A 15,378-nucleotide genomic window follows, 5' to 3' on the forward strand; every position below is an offset into this window, starting at 1 on the left:
GCGTGACTTCGCCATCGCCGCCGCCTATATGCTACGCCCCTTTTTGTTCCGGGCCTGGGGAAAACATGAGTACCGACACGGATCTGGAGACGCGCCGGAAGCGTTTGCTCTACCGCAGCACCTATCGCGGCAACAAGGAGAACGACATCCTCCTTGGGCAATTCGCTCGCGCCCATCTGGGTGAATTCGGTGCCGCTGAACTCGACGACTATGAGCGCCTGCTCGCGGTTGGCGACAACGACATCTACGACTGGGTGTCCGGCAAGGCGGAAGTCCCGGCCGACCAGGACTCGCCCGTGGTTCGCAAGCTGCTGGCGTTTCGCGTGAGGTTCTAGTGGCTCTGCCGTTCGCCAGTTCACTCGCCGCAATTCCCCGCAAGGCCGTCAAATGGACCATCGCAGGCCTCCCTGAGGGGGCTGATGCGCTGATCCTAGCCGAACTGGCGCGGGCGACCGGCGGGGCAGACATTCTGCACGTGGCACGCGACGGGCAACGGCTGGAGCGCCTGCAGGACGGGCTGCGCTTCTTCAGCCCCGACCGCGAGGTGCTGGTCTTCCCGGCCTGGGATTGCCTGCCCTATGACCGCATGTCGCCGCACCCCGACATCGTGGCCGAGCGGCTGGAGACGCTGAGCCGGCTGGCCGCGCCAAAGAATCCCGGCGCACCGGCACGGATCATCCTGGCGTCCGTGGGCGCCGCCCTGCAGCGCGTGCCGCCGCGCAAGCTCTACACCGAGGCGGCCACGATCCTGCGCAAGGGCCAGACGGTCGACGTGGACTGGCTCACCCGGTTCCTGGGCGAGAACGGCTACGGCCGCGCCGAAACGGTGATGGAGCCGGGCGAGTTCGCTGTGCGAGGCGGCCTGTTCGATCTCTTCCCGCCGGGCACCAAAGAGCCGCTGCGCCTCGACCTGTTCGGCGACACGCTGGAGTCCATCCGCTCCTTCGATCCGATGAGCCAGCGGTCGACCGGCAATCGCGACGAGGTCGTGTTGCTACCGGTCAGCGAAGTCCTGCTGACGCCCGAGAGCATCGAGCGTTTCCGCAGCGGCTATCGCGAGCTGTTCGGCAATGTCTCGGGCGAGGACCTGCTCTACGAATCCGTCTCGGCGGGTCAGCGCCATGTCGGTGTCGAGCACTGGCTGCCGCTGTTCCACGACCATATGGAAACGCTGCTCGACTATTGCCCCGGCGCGCTAGTGACCGCCGACCAGGAAGCGGCTGAAGCCTTCACCGCGCGCTACGAGCTGATCGCCGACTATTACGACGCCCGCCAGAAGACCGGAGCCAAGGGCGGCATGACCGGCGGCGCGGACTACAAGCCACTGCCGCCTGACCGGCTCTACCTCAGGCCCTCGGAATGGGATCGGCTGCTGGATGGCCGCACTGTAGCGCAGTTCTCAACCTTCGATTCGGCGCCCGGCGCGGTCAACACGATCGACCTCGGCGGCCGCCGCCACGAAGGCTTCGCGCAAGCGCGCACGGCACAGGGCGTCAACCTTTTCGACAAGGTGGCCGAGCATGTGAAGGCGGCCAATGAAGCCGGCCGCCGCATCGTCGTCGCCGGCTACACCGACGGATCGACCACCCGACTGCAACACTTGCTGCAGGAGCATGGCGCCACCACACCGGTGCTCGCCGCCGACTTCGCGATGGTGCAGGCCCTGCCGGCCGGCGTCGTCGCCGTCGTCATCTGGCCGCTGGAGCATGGTTTCGTGCTCGACGGGCTGGAGGTGATCGGCGAGGAGGACATTCTCGGCGACCGCCTGTCGCGGCCAGCCAAGAAGCGGCGCCCGTCGGAACGGTTCATCGCCGAGGCGTCGGCACTGAGCGACGGCGACCTCGTGGTCCATCGCGAGCATGGCGTCGGGCGCTACGAGGGCCTGGTGACCCTCGAGATCCATCACGCGCGCCACGACTGCCTGCGCCTCACCTACGACGGCGGCGACAAGCTCTTCGTCCCGGTCGAGAACATCGACGTGTTGAGCCGCTACGGAGCGGGCGAAGAGGGGGCCGTCCTCGACCGGCTGGGTGGCGTGGCCTGGCAGTCGCGCAAGGCGAAGCTCAAGCAGCGAATCGCCGACATGGCCGACCGGCTGATCCAGATCGCGGCCGAGCGTGCAGTTCGCAAGGGCGAGACCATCAGCCCACCCGAAGGTCTCTACGAGGAGTTCTGCGCGCGCTTCCCCTACGCCGAGACGGACGACCAGTTGCAGGCGATCTCCGACGTCATGGACGATCTGTCGTCCGGCAAGCCGATGGACCGGCTGATTTGTGGCGATGTCGGCTTCGGCAAGACCGAGGTGGCGCTGCGCGCCGCTTTCGTCGCTGCCATGTCGGGCAAGCAGGTGGCGGTGATCGGTCCGACGACCTTGCTTGCCCGCCAGCATCACCGCACCTTCGTCGAGCGCTTCCACGGCATGCCGCTCAACATCGGCCGCCTGTCGCGCCTCGTGCCCCCCAAGGAGGCCAAGGCCACCAAGGAGGGCCTGAAGGACGGCACCATCAACATCATCTGCGGCACGCATGCGCTGCTGGCCAAGGGCATCGAGTTCAAGGATCTCGGCCTGCTGATCGTCGACGAGGAGCAGCATTTCGGGGTCGCCCATAAGGAGCGGCTGAAGGAGCTGCGCGCCGATGTCCATGTGCTGACGCTGACCGCGACGCCGATCCCCCGCACCCTGCAGCTCGCCCTGACGGGCGTGCGTGACATGAGCCTGATCGCCACGCCGCCGGTCGATCGCCTGGCCGTGCGCACCTTCATTACGCCGTTCGACGGCGTCACCATCCGCGAGGCACTGCTGCGCGAACAGTTCCGCGGCGGGCAGACCTTCTATGTCTGCCCGAGGGTCGAGGACCTGGCGTCTGTCGCGGCAGAAATCCGCGAGCTGGTACCGGAGATCCGGCTCGGCATGGCGCACGGCAAGCTGTCGCCGACCACGATCGAGAACACGATGCAGGACTTTGTCGAGGGCAAGTTCGACGTGCTGCTGTCCACCAACATCGTGGAAAGCGGCCTCGACATCCGCAACGCCAACACGATGATCATCCATCGCGCCGACATGTTTGGCCTGGCGCAGCTCTACCAGCTGCGCGGCCGGGTCGGTCGCGGCAAGACTCGCGCCTATGCCTATCTAACGGTGCCGCCGGGCCGGGCGCTGAACGAGACAGCGGCCAAGCGGCTCGAGGTCATGCAGACGCTCGACACGCTGGGCGCGGGTTTCCAGCTCGCGAGCCACGATCTCGACATCCGCGGCGCCGGCAATCTCCTGGGCGACGAGCAGTCGGGCCATATCCGCGAGGTCGGCATCGAACTCTACCAGCAGCTCCTGGAGGAGGCGGTCGCGGCCGCGCGCGGGCGCTCGCAGGAAGCTGAAAAGTCGGAATGGTCGCCGCAGATCAATCTCGGCATCCCGGTGCTGATCCCCGAGGAATACGTGCCCGATCTCTCGGTGCGCATGGGGCTCTACCGGCGCCTGGGCGGCCTCACCAGCCAGACCGAGATCGATTCTTTCGCCGCCGAGCTGGTCGACCGGTTCGGCCGCATGCCGGCAGAGGCGGAGTTCCTGCTGAACACCGTGGCGCTCAAGCTGCTGTGCCGTGCCGCCCAGGTCGAGAAGATCGACGCCGGCGAGAAGGCCGTCGTTTTCAGCTTCCACGACAACAAGTTCGAGAAGCCCGAGCGCCTGATCGGCTGGATCCAGAAGAACGCGCCGCTGGTGAAGCTCAGGCCCGACCACCGCGTGATCGTGCAGAGGGTCTGGAAGGAAGAGCGGCAGCGGCTTTCGGGCGTGACGTCGATCGTTTCTTCTTTGGCGAAGCTCGCTGCTTAGGCGTCTTCTTCGGCTTCATCAGCGCCTTGGAAGCGCGCCGGGCGCAGCGCAGCAGCCAGTCGCTGAGCCGTGTATCTCCCGACGCGCGGGCCAGCATGACGGCGCCGACCGTCAGGATCGCCACGGCGGTCGCGTCGGCATCCAGCGCGCGCTTCTTTCCGCGCGCCAGCTCGGCGATCACCCCGTGGAGCACATTGGCATAGGCCAGCCGCGCCGCCAGAGGCGACCGCGCCACGTCGCCGGCGAGGGCGGCGAGGGTGCAACCCTGGGCGTTTGCTGCCAGCGCCTCGCGGTCGAGATACGCATCCAGCACAGGGCCGGGTCTCTCGGCTGCGCGCAGCCGGGGCATCAGCCCATGTCCCATGCGCACGATCTCGGCGAACAGGGCATCCTTCGAGGTGAAATGTGCATAGAAGGCGCCGCGGGTCAGGCCGGCCGCCAGCATGATGTCGTCGATATTGGTCCCGGCATGGCCGCGCAGCCGGAACAGCCGGGCGGCATGCTCGACGATCTCGGCCCGAATGGCTGCCTTTCGGGTGGCGCTGATAGACATGATATGTTGATCATCATATCATATGGTAGTCGACATATAAATGGTCATGAGTTGGGGGCGCGCCACTCCAGTGGCGCGATCAAGGCGGCGCTCAAAGCGAAGACGCGCCACTGGAGTGACGCGCTCCCGGCAGATTAGACGGTAGACTGCGCGGCGCTCGTCGCGGCGTCGCGTTCGGCGAGGTTGAAGACCTCGACGAAGGCTGGCGGCGGCTGCGCGCCCGAGACGGCGTATTTGCGGTTCACGATGAAACAGGGCACGCCATTGATGCCGAGGCGGCGGGCGTAGACGTCGGAAGCGACGACCTCCTGGCGGCCTTCGTCACCCGCCAGGAATCGGCGGGCGGGATCTTCCTCGATGCCAGCACGGACGGCGACTTCGACCAGCGTATCGACGTCGCCAATGTCCAGACCCTCCTCGAAATAGGCCTTGAACAGTTCGCCCACAACCTCGTCCTGACGCTCGCTCCGGGCGCTCCAGTGGACGAGCCGATGCGACAACACGGTGTTCGGCGTGCGCTTGATGCGCGAGAACTGGAAGTCGATCCCGGCCTCGCGGCCGCTCTCGGCAATCGCCTGGTAGATCTGGCGCGGCCGGTCGCCGCCACCGAACTTAGCGCGGACATAGTCGTCACGCGTCATGCCCTCGGCCGGCATGTCGGGATTGAGCTGGAAGGGGCGCCAAGCGACCGCGACGTCGGTACGGCCGCTCTGCGCCAGCGCGCGCTCGAAGCGGCGCTTGCCGATATAGCACCAAGGGCAGATCGTATCGGAGACGATGTCGACGTAGATCATGGTCTGAGCTTATGCCTTTCCAGCCAGTGCAGGAAGAGGCCGGCCGCCGCCGAAACGGTCAGCGCCAGCGTCGTCAGCCAGGCGGCGCTGGGCCAGCCACCCCACGCCACCAGCGCGCCGGTAATCGGCGGCCCCAGCAGCCCGCCGATATTGGAGCCCTGCATCAGGAGCCCGGTCGAGGCGCCGGCCAACTCGCGGCGTGGCGCATGAATGGGAATGGCAGTGAACAAGGCGCCCGGCACGACGCCGATCACCGCCGAGTAGAGGCCGGCCAGCGCCAGCCTCAGGAGGTCCGGCACGCCGCTCACGAAGATGCCGGCGGCGCACAGGCTCATCGACAGAGTGGCGCCGACGATCACCGTGACCCGCGGCACGCGGCGGTGCAGCAGCCAGCCGGCCGTCAGATTGCCGGTGACGTTCAGGATGGCGACTGCGGCGGTCACGATCGCGGCCGTCGAGGTAGAGTAGCCCAGCCGTTCGATGAGCAAGGTCGGCAGGAAGCCGATGATGGCAAACCAGCAGCAGGCATAGGTGCCGAAGCAGAGCGCGATGGCCAGCGGGCCGCCGCTGGTGGCGACTTCCCGCATTTCGGCCAGTACAGGGCGACGGGCGACCGGCAAGGGGTCGAGTTCGTGTCGTGGAACGGCTCGCAGCAGCAGCGCGGCCGCCATCATCGCAGCCGCGCCGGCGGCGACCAGCCACACGGTACGCCACGACGTGCCGGGGAGAACGATCGCAGCGATCACCATCATGGTGCTCGAACCGGCTGGCATGTACGTGCTCCAGACCGCCATGGCGAGGCGCTGGTCGGCGGGCCGCGTGAGGCGAAGCAACAAGGTCGGTACGGCGACGACGACGGTTATGAAGCCAAGCCCTTCGAAGATGCGGCCGACCAGCAGCGACTCGACGTTTGGGGCGAAGGCGCCGGCGCAGCTCGCCGCCCCGGCCAGCAGCGTGCCGAAGATCGCCAACCGCCGATGGCCGACGCGATCCGCGGTCAGCGCGATCGCCATTCCGCCCAGCGCCGTCATCAGGTTGATAACCGACAGCAGCCAGCCGGCCTGTTCGAGGGTGGCGCCGAGGTCCTCGCGGATCGAGGGCAGGGCCGGCGGAGCCTTGCCGACCTGGAAGGCCGCGACCATGCCGGCCGCGACCAACAGCCCGGCCAGCGGCCACGGCGTACGGGAAGGAGTCAGTACTGCACCCGAGCGGTGATGGCGCCGTCGACCACCATGTTGATGCCGGTGATGAACGAGGCCGGTGTGCCGGCGAGGAACACGACGGCGCTGGCCACTTCCTGCGGCGTGCCCATCCGGCCCATGGGGTTGCGCGCCAGCGAGCGCTTGTAGCGTTCGGTGCCAGCGTCGCGCTGACGACCCCAGGTGTTGCCGTCTTCGAGGATCGTGCCCGGCGAGACCATGTTGGCGCGGACGCCCTTGGGCGCCAGCTCGATCGCCATCGACTTGATCATTGGCACGAGCGCCGCCTTCACGGAGCGATAGGGCTGGGTCGGGCCGGCGACCTCGACCAGCGATGTGCTACCGATGATGGTGAGCGTGGCGCCCTGGCCGCGCACCTCGAGGTGCGGGCGCACGTTCAGCACGGCGTTGACCGTGGCGACGAGGTCGATCTCGATGGCCTTCCGCCAGCCCTCGACCGTGTTGTCGGTGCCGAGCGCACTGACATTGGCGACGAAATGGTCGATTCCACCGTCGGCCGCGAACCCGTCGATCCACGCCTTGAGCGCGCTGATGTCCGTGACGTCGAGCGCGGTGCCGATGGCGTGGCCCTGCCTGGAGCGCCATTCCGCCTCGCGCTCCTTCACCAGAGCCGCATCGCGGGCGCAGAAGGCCACGACTGCGCCTTCGGCCAGGAAGGTGTCGACGATGGCGCGGCCGATGCTCTTGGTGCCGCCGGTCACCATCACGCGCTTGCCTTTGAGACCGAGGTCCATACTGTTTCCTCCGAACGGGTCGCTCGCCTATAAGGCCGGCATGAAACAGTGGAGCATCCGCCATGTCCAAGCGATTCGACCTTAGCGGCAAAGTGGCCCTGGTGACCGGTGCCTCGTCGGGTCTCGGCGTTCACTTCGCTCGCACACTCGCGGAAGCGGGCGCTTCGGTTGCGATCGCGGCGCGACGTGCCGACCGGCTTGCCTCCCTGCAGACGGAACTGCAGCAGGCAGGTGCCAGGGCGGTGGCCGTCGATCTCGACGTGCAATCGGCGGAGTCGATCGCGGCGGCCTATGACAAGGTCGAGGCCGCGCTTGGCCCCCTGGACATCCTCGTCAACAACGCCGGCATCTCGATCGTGAAGCCGGCGCTCGACATGCCAGAGGCCGACTGGGATGCCGTCGTCGACACCAATCTGCGCGGCGCCTGGCTGATGACGCAGACCGCCGGCAAGCGCTGGGTTTCGGCAAAGCGGCCGGGCTCAATCGTCAACATCGCTTCGATCCTGGGCCTGCGCACGATCGGTCAGGTGGCGCCCTACAATGCCTCGAAAGCGGGACTCATCCATCTCACGCGCGCGCTCGCCATGGAGTGGGCACGCCACCAGATCCGGGTCAACGCGATCTGCCCAGGCTATATCGAGACCGAGATGAACAGCGATTTCTGGAAGACGCCCGGCGGCCAGCGCCTGATCGACCGCATCCCGCAGCGACGCATCGGCCAGCCCGAACATCTCGACGGCGCGCTGCTGCTGCTCGCGTCGGAAGCGGGCGCGTTCATGACGGGCAGCATCATCACCGTCGACGGCGGCCACACGGTGAATTCGCTTTAACGATTTGTCGTCCTGAGCGAAGCGAAGGACCTGACGGGGCGACCGACGGACTCCCTGGCTGATGTGCGATCCTTCGCTTCACTCAGGATGACATAGATGCTCACCACCCGTTGATGCGGTCGTAGACGTCGACGACCGACTTGCCGCCGTCGAGGTCGCTGTCGACGACGTAGTAGCGGTCATAGGCGGCGGCGGTGATGCAGGCGTGGTTGGGCAGGATGCGGACGCGTGCGCCGACGGGCAGGTTGCCGTAGGGCAACGGATCGTCAGCCGCGACGAAGCCGTGTTCCTGCGAGCATTCGATCACGGCCATGCCGGAAGCGGGCGGATCGGCGATGGTGCCGTAGCCGACCTTGGGCTGGAATTCCTGGGCGCTGATATCCTTGGAGAGCGCCAGCGCGCCGGCATCGACCAGCAACTGGTTGCGATGGGGATAGTGGCCGATCACCGAGGCCAGCACCGACAGCGCGATGTCTCCTGCGCCGCAGGAGCCGATATATTCCTGGTCGAGATCGTTGAAGACATAGACGCCCGGCCGCATCTCGGTGATCCCCGTGAAGTCGCGCGAATGCATCGCCGTCGGCGTCGAGCCGCCCGAAACGATGGGGCAGGGAATGCCGGCCGCCCGCAGCTTCTCGGCGGCGGTCACGATGGCGAGACGTTCCTGCTCGGCGACGGCCGCGATGCCGTCAGGCGTGCTCTGATGATAGGAGTGGCCGGCATGGGTCATCACGCCGGCGAGATCGACGCCCGGCGCCTCGTGCAGGACGCGGGCGATGTCGAGCAGGCCGGGCAGGGCCGGATAGGGAAGACCCGCACGCCCGCCGCCGCTGTCGATCTCGATAAATACCGAGAAGGTGTCGCCGTCCTTCGCCGCCGCCGCGAGGGCCCGGGCCACGGCGAGATTGTCGGTGACGACGCGCAGACTGACGGCGCGCCGGCGCAGCTCCGTCACAGCGCCCAGTTTTGACGGTATGATACCGACCCCATACAAGATGTCCTTGAACCCGCCGTCAGCGAAATACCGGGCCTCCGCCAAGGTCGAGACAGTGATCCGCCCATCATGGCCCTCGACGGCCATGCGGCCGATCTCGACCGACTTCGCGGTCTTGAGGTGGGGGCGCAGCATGACACCCGCGTTACGCAGGCGCTCGCTCATGCGCTTGAGGTTGCGGCGCAGGATCGCCCGGTCGAGAATGAGGGCGGGCGTCGGCAGGTCGTCGATTGTCTGTGTAGCCATAACGACGATTCTAGCATGCCCATCGAGAACGAACGCAAATTTGTCCTGAACGAGGAAGCCAATAACCTGGAGGAGGAAGTCTCCCGCAGGCCAGGCGTGGCCCGCCACCTGCTGCGCCAGGCCTATCTCGATGCACCAGGACTACGGATCCGCTCACTGGAAGGCCAGGGCGAGGTCACGCACGTCTTCACCTACAAGCGCACGGTCGACGGACAGGTCGTCGAGATCGAAACAGGTCTCAGCGCTGTCGACTTCGGGCGCCTGTGGACCCAGCGCAAGGAGACGCTGGTAAAAGTCCGCTACTCGTGGACCGACGGCCGGTATCACTGGGACGTCGACTTCTTCAAGCGCGACGACGGCTCGACCTATTTCGCGATGGCCGAAGTCGAGATGCCGGAAGAGGAGACCGAGCCGCCGCCGCTGCCGGATTTCCTGGCGGCGCATCTCCTGCTGGTTGCGCCAGCGCTCGACCCGCGGTTCACCTCGAAGCGCATCGCCGATCAGGTGCATGCGACGAAGCTGCTCGCCGACATCCGGGCGAACGGCGGGATCGTCTAGACCTTCCGTGGCCGGATCGGCGGCAGGGTCACCAGCGGCCATGGGTCGGGGAATTGCCCGACCGGGCAGTCGATCAGGAGAGGCGCGCCCTTGGCGATGCCGCGCGCGATGGCGCTGCCCAGCTCGTCCGGCGAGCCGACACGTATGGCGTCGATGCCGAAGCTCTCGGCCAGCTTCACGAAGTCGGGATTTCGCAGCTCCGTGGCGATGGTGCGATTGTTGAACGACTGCTGCTGGATGCGGCGCACATTGCCGAAGGCACCGTCACTGAACACGACGGCCACGACGCCGATCCCGTGCTGGGCTGCGGTCGCCATCTCCATCGCGGTGAACATGAAGCCCCCGTCGCCGCTGATCGACAGCACCGCAGCGTCGGGACGGGCGATCTTGGCGCCGAGGGCGGTGGCATAGCCCCAGCCCAGGGTGCCCTGGTAGCCAGGCGACAGAAAGGTGCGCGGTCTGTAGGTCGGCCAGGCGAAGCGCGCCGCATAGCCCATCTGCGTCAGTTCATCGACCAGAATGCCGTCCTCGGGCAGCGCCTTGCGCATCGCTTCGAGATAGGCGATCTGCGGTGCGAGCAGGTCGTGGATCTTCTCGTTGGAGGCGACCTTGATATCGGCAACCTGTTCGGCGCGGCCGCTGCGTTTCCTGTTGTGCACGGCCAGTCGATCGGCAAGCACCTTCAGCGTCGCGGCAGCATCTCCCACGATGCCGATCGCGGGCTTGCGCTGGCGGTCGAGCTCCTCGCTGTCGGCGTCGATACGGATGATCTTCAGCGTGTCGTCGAGGCCCCAGTTCTGCTGCTGCGGCTGCAGGCGGGTGCCGACGGCGAGCACGACGTCGGCCTCGCCCCAGAAGCGGTAGCCGGCAGGTGCGGTGACCGAGAGGCGATGTCTTCCGTCGATCACACCCTGGCCCATGCGGCCGGTCATCACCGGTGCATCGAGCAGTTCGGCGATGCGTTGCACATATTCACCTGCGCCCTGGGCACCCCCGCCGACCACGATCATCGGCCGTTCGGCGCCGCCCAGCAGCTTCGCCGCCCGTTCGACGGCCTCCTCGTCGACCGGACAGGGATCGGCGGCGGCCGCCTTGCCGATCAGCTCGACCGGCGCGCGCCTTGCCCAAGTGTCCATGGCGCATTCGAGCGCGACGGGGCGGCGGCGACCCGAGAGCAGGCGGCGGAACGCCTCGTTCACCAGGCCCGGCGCGGCGGCGGGCGAGGGGATGCGGTCGGCCCATTTGGTGAGACCGCGCATGATCGCGAGCTGGTCGGGCAGCTCGTGCAGCAGGCCGACGTTGCGGCCGATCATCGATTGCTGGATCTGGCCCGTCAGCGCCAGCACCGGTGCGTTCACGGCGTAGGCCGTGGCCAGCGCCGCCGTGGTATTGAGGAACCCGGGACCGGGCACCACGACATAGGCCGAGGGCTTGCCCGTCGCCATTGCGTGGCCGAGCGCCATGTAGGCGCAGGCCTGTTCGTGGCGCGCATGGATCGGCCGGATGGCATTGGTCCGGTCGTAGAGCGCATCGAAGAACGGATCGTTCTGGACGCCTGGAAGACAGTAGAGGGTGTCGATGCCGTTCACTTCCAGCATCGACACGACGGTTTGGGCGGTCGAGAGCGTTTTCATGCGCTCCAGTCTATACGCCTCTCAGTCGACGCGCGCGCCCGAGGCCTTGATGATGGGCGCGAGTCGGGCCTCCTCGGAATCGCGGTAGGCCGCTGTGTCGGCCGGCGAACGCCAGATGGCGAGTGCGGCCTGGTCGAAGAACTTGGCCTTGAGGTCCTCGCTCTCCAGCGCCTTCTTCGACAGTTCCGACAGCCGCGCGACGATCTCGGGCGGCAACTTCGCAGGGCCGGTCAGCGTAGTCCACGAGTTGATGTCGAAGGCCGGCAGGGTCTCCGCGATGGCCGGTACGTCCGGCACGACAGGGCTGCGCTTCTCGGAAGTGACGCCGAGCGCCCGCACCTTGCCGGGACGCGACTGCGCGAGCGCACCGGGAATGTTGTCGAAGATCATGTGGATCTGCCCGGCCAGCAGGTCCTGCATGGCAGGAGCGGCGCCGCGATAGGGGACATGGACCATGTCGACCTTGGCCATGATCTTGAAGAGCTCGCCCGAGAGGTGGAGCGTCGTGCCCGACCCGGCGGACCCGTAGGAGTATTTGCCCGGGTTTTTGCGCAGCAGCTCGATCAGCTCGGGCACGGTCTTTACCGGCAGGTCCAGATTGACCACCAGCATGTTGGGCAGCTGCCAGATCGTCGAGATGAAGGTGAAGTCGGTCTTCGCGTTGAATGGCAGCTTGGCGTAGAGCGTGGGCGAGATGGCGTGGCTGGCGATGCCGCCGAGGCCCAGCGTGTAGCCGTCGGGTGCCGACTGGGCGAGAGCGTCCATGCCGACGTTGCCGCCCGAACCACCCTTGTTTTCGACAATCCATTGCTGGCCGCTCAGCTCGGTCAGCTTCGCGCAGAACATGCGCGATAGCGTGTCGGTCGCGCCACCGGCCGGGAACGGGTTGATGTAGCGCACCGTCTTGTTGGGATAGGTGCCTTGGGCCGAGACGATCGCCGGGGCGGCGAGGGTGCTGGCTGCGATTCCACCCACGACGGAACGGCGCCCGATGGGACGCATCTTCAGTGTCATTATTGGTTTCCTCCCTTGATTGACGCAGGCAGAGTGACAAAAACGCTGCGCGTCGTCGATGCTGAAGCCGAGATCTCGGGAACTGTGGCCGGATTTGGGCGCAGCTGGCCTTGCCAGTGCCCTCCAAATGACTGAAAAGTCTCGCCGTTGGGTACTTTCGCCTGTGGAGTGCAAATGGCTTTGGGGGCTGTCTGCGCTGGCAAGAGGATGGTCATGTGGGGTTTTGAGCGTTGGGCCGCAGTGCGTCTCGTCGCGCGCGGTGCTTCCTTCGGCGCCGTTCTGGGCTTGCTGTGTTCCGGGACCGCTATGAATGCGTCGGCCCAGCCAAAGGGGACCGTGCCGCCACCGGGCCAGCAGAAGAATCAGCAGCAGGCGAACAGGAAGGGCGGAAATCCGCCGGAGGTGGACGTCTGCTATGGCTTAACGGGCGCCGATGCGCCGACGAAGGTCGCGGCTTGCACCGAGGTCATCAACAAGGGCCTGCTCTCGGGCGGCGCGCTGGCGCTGGCCTATCTGCACCGCGGGCTGTCGGAGAACGGTCCGGACAGCGACAAGCGATCCAAGGCCGACTTCCGGACGGCGGTCCGCATGTACAACGACGCCATCATGACGCAGCCGCTCAACCCGCACCTCTACATACAGCGCGGCGTCGTCCATCAGACGATCGGCGAGGCCGACCGGGCGATCATCGACTACAGTGACGCGATCCGACTTGCGCCGCGCGATACGCTGCCCCTGATCAACCGCGGCGTCGTGCTGTACACGCGCAAGGACAACAACGAGGGCGCAATCGCCGACTTCAACGCGGCACTCAAGATCAACTCGAAGGAAGTCAGCGCCTGGACCAATCGAGGCATCGTCTATCGCAAGAAGGGCGACGTGAACCAGGCGATTTCGGACTTCACGACGGCGATCAAGATCCTGCCCGACAAGATCCAGCCGGTGTCGCTCACCGATGTCCCTGATTCGGTCACTAGCCAGCTTGCCCGGACGCCGCAGCAGGAGGCCAACCGGATCGCGCTGCAGGCCGCCTTCGTCCATTTCCAGCGCGGCCTCGCCTGGTACGACAAGAACGACTACGACAAGGCTATTGCCGACTTCAGCGAGTCGATCCGACTCAATCCACGGGATGCATCGCCCTGGGTCGGCCGCGGCGCAGCATACATGTACAAGAACGAGCTGAAGCAGGCGATCGCCGACTTCACGGAAGGCATCAGGCTCCAGCCCGGCCAGGCCTTCGCCCACATGCAGCGTGGCATCGCCTATCACCGCATCGGCGACGCCGACAACGCGCTCACGGACTACACGATCGCCCATGAACTGACGCCCAAGGATCCGAACCCGATGGTCAATCGCGGCATCGTCTACTACACGAAGAAGGGCAAGTTCGAAGAGGCGGTCGCCGACTTCGACCAGGCGCTCAAGCTCAACCCGAAGGAAGTCAACGCGCTGATCAACCGCGGCGTGACATGGCGGCAGCGGAACGATCCCGACCGCGCCATCGTCGACTTCACCGAGGCGGTTCGGCTCGGCCTGCAGACGTCGGACATCCTCAGGCTCACGCAGAAGGACAAGGACGGCAAGAAGGATCCTGCGGCGGCCCAGACCGCCGACCAGGTGGCCAATGCCTACTACCAGCGCGGCATGGCCCTGATCGACAAGCAGGAATACGAGGCCGCCGTGAAGGACTTCGAGGCGGCGATCGACATCAACGAGAAGGAGCCTCGTGCCTATCTGGGGCGCGGTGCCGCCTATCTCAAGATGGAGAAGACGAAGGATGCCGTTGCGGACCTCGACCGCGCCATCAAGCTCGCGCCAGGCATGGCCTTTGCCTATTTCGAGCGCGGCGCAGCGTACCATCGCATCGACGACTACGACAATGCCATCGCCGACTACTCCTCGTCGATCGAGATCGATCCGAAGGAGCCGCTGGCCTACATCAACCGCGGCATGGCCCTGATCTTCAAGGATAAGGTCGACGACGCGATCAAGGATTTCGATGCTGCCCTGAAGATCAGCCCGGACGACATCAACGCACTGATCCAGCGCGGCTTCGCGTATGGACTGAAGAAGGACTACCCGCGGGCGTTGGCCGACATCGAAGATGCGCTGCGCCTGTCGCCCGGCAATCCCACTGCACTGTACTATCGCGCGCAGGTCATGGCCTTTCGCGGCGATGCCGGCCGCGCGATCGAGGACTACACCCAGGCGTTGCGCACCGACGTGAAGAATCCGCGCATCTACGCCAGCCGCGCCAATCTCTACAGCAACCTCGGCGAATTCGACGACGCGATCGACGACCTGAACAATGCGATCCGACTGAGGCCTCGCGACGCCAACCTGTTCCTCAGCCGCGGCATCGCCTACTTCAACAAGGGTGACTACGGCAAGGCGATCGCGGACTATGACGAGGCGCTGAAGCTCGACCCGAAGATGACGCCGGCACTGAACAACAGATGCCTGACGCGGGCCGTGACGGGAGGGAATCTCGACGCCGCTCTCGCCGACTGCAACGAGGTCCTCAAGCTGGTGCCCGACGATCCCTATGCCCACGACAATATCGGGCTGATCTATCTGAAGCGGAAGCAGTACGACCGGGCGATCGCCCAGTACAACGCCTCCCTGAAGATCGATCCGGATCGCGCGCGCGCCCTCTACGGCCGAGGCCTTGCCCGCACGCGCAACGGCCAGGGCCCGGCGGGCATCGCCGACATGTCGGCCGCGAGCGGCATCCAGCCGAACATCTCGGGCGAGTTCGCCAAGTACGGCGTGAACTGACGGAGCCCCCCGACTCGACGGACTGCTCGTCGGGTCGGGGGAGCCCTCCATCTGGACCTTCGGAAATCCAGCCGTTCACCGGTGCGGTGGGCTGCGGCTTTGCGCCGGCCGCGCCGACATCACCCACGACCCGCAAATACCGATCCCGGCAGTCTCCAGGCTGCGACCCGACCGGGCTCCCTGCGGACGGG

12 protein-coding genes are annotated in these 15,378 nt (G+C 66.3%); 5 read left to right on the forward strand and 7 right to left on the reverse strand.

The features are described from left to right. The first annotated feature begins 65 nt into the window (after nt 1–65). Nucleotides 66–335, forward strand: coding sequence for a succinate dehydrogenase assembly factor 2 (locus Q0Q48_RS15305; RefSeq protein ID WP_295139293.1), 270 nt, complete (start codon nt 66–68; stop codon nt 333–335). Then, nucleotides 335–3,832, forward strand: coding sequence for a transcription-repair coupling factor (mfd, locus tag Q0Q48_RS15310; RefSeq protein ID WP_295139295.1), 3,498 nt, complete (start codon nt 335–337; stop codon nt 3,830–3,832). Before Q0Q48_RS15305 ends, mfd begins: the two co-directional genes overlap by 1 nt. Here the strand turns inward: mfd and Q0Q48_RS15315 are convergent. The 4 genes from Q0Q48_RS15315 to Q0Q48_RS15330 all read right to left on the reverse strand — a co-directional run bounded on the left by Q0Q48_RS15315 (nt 3,726) and on the right by Q0Q48_RS15330 (nt 7,133). Next, the gene (locus Q0Q48_RS15315; protein ID WP_295139297.1) at nt 3,726–4,385 is read right to left on the reverse strand and encodes a TetR/AcrR family transcriptional regulator; all 660 of its coding nucleotides are present in this window, start codon (nt 4,383–4,385) and stop codon (nt 3,726–3,728) included. The two genes, mfd and Q0Q48_RS15315, sit on opposite strands and share 107 nt — an antisense overlap. Nucleotides 4,386–4,519: 134 nt before the next feature. Then, on the reverse strand, nt 4,520–5,179 hold the full coding sequence (locus tag Q0Q48_RS15320; RefSeq protein WP_295139300.1) for a DsbA family oxidoreductase: 660 nt from the start codon (nt 5,177–5,179) through the stop codon (nt 4,520–4,522). Next, on the reverse strand, nt 5,176–6,321 hold the full coding sequence (locus Q0Q48_RS15325; protein WP_295139303.1) for a CynX/NimT family MFS transporter: 1,146 nt from the start codon (nt 6,319–6,321) through the stop codon (nt 5,176–5,178). Before Q0Q48_RS15325 ends, Q0Q48_RS15320 begins: the two co-directional genes overlap by 4 nt. A gap of 50 nt (nt 6,322–6,371) precedes the next feature. Further along, entirely contained in the window at nt 6,372–7,133 is a 762-nt protein-coding gene (locus Q0Q48_RS15330) for an SDR family oxidoreductase (RefSeq protein ID WP_295139306.1), read from the reverse strand. Between the two features lie 62 nt (nt 7,134–7,195). On the opposite strand from Q0Q48_RS15330, the gene Q0Q48_RS15335 reads away from it, so the two are divergent. Continuing rightward, the gene (locus Q0Q48_RS15335; RefSeq protein WP_295139308.1) at nt 7,196–7,963 is read left to right on the forward strand and encodes a glucose 1-dehydrogenase; all 768 of its coding nucleotides are present in this window, start codon (nt 7,196–7,198) and stop codon (nt 7,961–7,963) included. A 100-nt stretch (nt 7,964–8,063) separates the two neighbouring features. On the opposite strand, the gene Q0Q48_RS15340 is transcribed toward Q0Q48_RS15335, so the two are convergent. Beyond that, a complete protein-coding gene (locus tag Q0Q48_RS15340; RefSeq protein WP_295139310.1) occupies nt 8,064–9,203 on the reverse strand; it encodes an alanine racemase in 1,140 nt (379 codons plus the stop codon). A 15-nt stretch (nt 9,204–9,218) separates the two neighbouring features. Between Q0Q48_RS15340 and Q0Q48_RS15345 the strand changes: the two genes are divergently transcribed. After that, on the forward strand, nt 9,219–9,761 hold the full coding sequence (locus tag Q0Q48_RS15345; RefSeq protein WP_295139313.1) for a CYTH domain-containing protein: 543 nt from the start codon (nt 9,219–9,221) through the stop codon (nt 9,759–9,761). Here Q0Q48_RS15345 and Q0Q48_RS15350 read toward each other — a convergent pair. Further along, a complete protein-coding gene (locus Q0Q48_RS15350) occupies nt 9,758–11,395 on the reverse strand; it encodes a thiamine pyrophosphate-dependent enzyme (RefSeq protein WP_295139316.1) in 1,638 nt (545 codons plus the stop codon). The two genes, Q0Q48_RS15345 and Q0Q48_RS15350, sit on opposite strands and share 4 nt — an antisense overlap. Before the next feature lie 21 nt (nt 11,396–11,416). Then, nucleotides 11,417–12,409 (reverse strand): tripartite tricarboxylate transporter substrate binding protein, encoded by a 993-nt coding sequence (locus tag Q0Q48_RS15355; RefSeq protein WP_295139320.1) that lies wholly within the window; start codon nt 12,407–12,409, stop codon nt 11,417–11,419. A gap of 306 nt (nt 12,410–12,715) precedes the next feature. On the opposite strand from Q0Q48_RS15355, the gene Q0Q48_RS15360 reads away from it, so the two are divergent. Next, nucleotides 12,716–15,187: a tetratricopeptide repeat protein gene (locus Q0Q48_RS15360; protein WP_295139323.1), complete on the forward strand. Its 2,472-nt coding sequence runs from the start codon at nt 12,716–12,718 to the stop codon at nt 15,185–15,187. Nucleotides 15,188–15,378: the final 191 nt, after the last annotated feature.

This window comes from uncultured Reyranella sp. (genome assembly GCF_945957355.1).
GTDB lineage: Bacteria > Pseudomonadota > Alphaproteobacteria > Reyranellales > Reyranellaceae > Reyranella.

What these genes read in the sequence shown, in the direction of transcription:
- Q0Q48_RS15350 (WP_295139316.1), bottom strand. Translation starts at nt 11,395, where the DNA reads ATGAAAACGCTCTCGACCGCCCAAACCGTCGTGTCGATGCTGGAAGTG.
- Q0Q48_RS15360 (WP_295139323.1), top strand. Translation starts at nt 12,716, where the DNA reads ATGAATGCGTCGGCCCAGCCAAAGGGGACCGTGCCGCCACCGGGCCAG.
- Q0Q48_RS15305 (WP_295139293.1), top strand. Translation starts at nt 66, where the DNA reads ATGAGTACCGACACGGATCTGGAGACGCGCCGGAAGCGTTTGCTCTAC.
- Q0Q48_RS15330 (WP_295139306.1), bottom strand. Translation starts at nt 7,133, where the DNA reads ATGGACCTCGGTCTCAAAGGCAAGCGCGTGATGGTGACCGGCGGCACC.
- Q0Q48_RS15355 (WP_295139320.1), bottom strand. Translation starts at nt 12,409, where the DNA reads ATGACACTGAAGATGCGTCCCATCGGGCGCCGTTCCGTCGTGGGTGGA.
- Q0Q48_RS15325 (WP_295139303.1), bottom strand. Translation starts at nt 6,321, where the DNA reads ATGGTCGCGGCCTTCCAGGTCGGCAAGGCTCCGCCGGCCCTGCCCTCG.
- Q0Q48_RS15345 (WP_295139313.1), top strand. Translation starts at nt 9,219, where the DNA reads ATGCCCATCGAGAACGAACGCAAATTTGTCCTGAACGAGGAAGCCAAT.
- Q0Q48_RS15320 (WP_295139300.1), bottom strand. Translation starts at nt 5,179, where the DNA reads ATGATCTACGTCGACATCGTCTCCGATACGATCTGCCCTTGGTGCTAT.
- Q0Q48_RS15335 (WP_295139308.1), top strand. Translation starts at nt 7,196, where the DNA reads ATGTCCAAGCGATTCGACCTTAGCGGCAAAGTGGCCCTGGTGACCGGT.
- Q0Q48_RS15315 (WP_295139297.1), bottom strand. Translation starts at nt 4,385, where the DNA reads ATGTCTATCAGCGCCACCCGAAAGGCAGCCATTCGGGCCGAGATCGTC.
- Q0Q48_RS15340 (WP_295139310.1), bottom strand. Translation starts at nt 9,203, where the DNA reads ATGGCTACACAGACAATCGACGACCTGCCGACGCCCGCCCTCATTCTC.